Below are 613 nucleotides of genomic sequence, written 5' to 3' on the forward strand. Positions count from 1 at the left end.
ACAGATTGAAAAACAGCACTGCAAGCAGTGCTGTTTAAATCGTAAACAATGAGCTTTGCGTACTAGGTATTTTTGAACTCTTTCATAGCTTGAAGATGCTGAGAGATTTTCTTGAACTTATGTGACTGCGATTCATCCCAGATGATGTCGTAGTGCTTTTCTAACTCAGAAGCCGTTTTTGTATTGTCATGAATTTCATCTTCTTTCGACAAAATCACTAAACAGCGCCCTTGGTTTTTAGCTCTGAACTGATCTACACACTTCGTTGCAATATCTTCGTATTCTTCTGGTCGATCGATGCGACCAGCCATGGTGTTTTCTGGATGTAAGTTCGGATTGAACATCACTTGCTTAATACCACACAAGAAACCAATACGCTCAGACCAATACCCACCAAGGCCAACCCCACAGATAAGTGGATTAGGATCATCAGACTGATCGATAACCTTCGACACTTCTTTTAGCAGGTGCTGCATGTCATGTTTAGGATGAAGCGTGCTGTAATTAATGAAACGAACATCGTCATCGATGAACTGTAGTTGAAGAACTTTTTCGTGGTTACCTGGGCTTGTACTATCAAAGCCGTGCAAGTAAATAATCATGTGTACCTCTC

At 40.9% G+C, this 613-nt stretch carries 1 protein-coding gene; it reads right to left on the reverse strand.

The features are described from left to right. Window positions 1-62: 62 nt before the first annotated feature. Window positions 63-602 (reverse strand): alpha/beta hydrolase YcfP, encoded by a 540-nt coding sequence (gene ycfP / locus R8O10_RS26085; protein ID WP_005456278.1) that lies wholly within the window; start codon window positions 600-602, stop codon window positions 63-65. Window positions 603-613 lie beyond the last annotated feature (11 nt).

This window comes from Vibrio sp. 1727, assembly GCF_033344415.1.
In the GTDB taxonomy this organism is placed as follows: Bacteria; Pseudomonadota; Gammaproteobacteria; order Enterobacterales; family Vibrionaceae; genus Vibrio; species Vibrio alginolyticus.